Source organism: Citrobacter sp. 50677481, from assembly GCF_001463265.1.
In the GTDB taxonomy this organism is placed as follows: domain Bacteria; phylum Pseudomonadota; class Gammaproteobacteria; order Enterobacterales; family Enterobacteriaceae; genus Citrobacter_A; species Citrobacter_A sedlakii.
This window is the reverse complement of record NZ_LNHZ01000052.1, coordinates 1-288: the sequence shown is the minus strand read 5'-3', so window position 1 is coordinate 288 and position 288 is coordinate 1. Positions and strand designations below refer to the sequence as shown.

Annotated in this window: 1 protein-coding gene; it reads right to left on the bottom strand. The window is 41.3% G+C overall.

The features are described from left to right. A partial coding sequence (locus APU02_RS26765; RefSeq protein ID WP_239692870.1) for a DUF6453 family protein occupies positions 1–288 on the bottom strand: 288 nt, incomplete at both ends.

Sequence of the window (288 nt, the reverse complement as noted above, 5' to 3'; positions counted from 1 at the left end):
ATTGAAAATTACCAGGTCCATTGTTACAGATGCGGAAACATCATCTCTTCCTGAGTAACTGATGTCTCTAACAATAATATTTGTTCCGTCAAAGCCTACAGATACATTATTGTTATTCCATTTCCCGAACGGTATTCCTGTTACGGGAAGCGCCATCGAGCCGTTGACTGTCACTGTGCCAACGTAAGCACATGTCATTAATTTTGCCTGATTTGAAATTGCCGTGAAATCAGTAGAGTTGGAAACGAGGAGGCCTTCGTTGTAAGTAGTGGCAGGAAGAATTTCAAA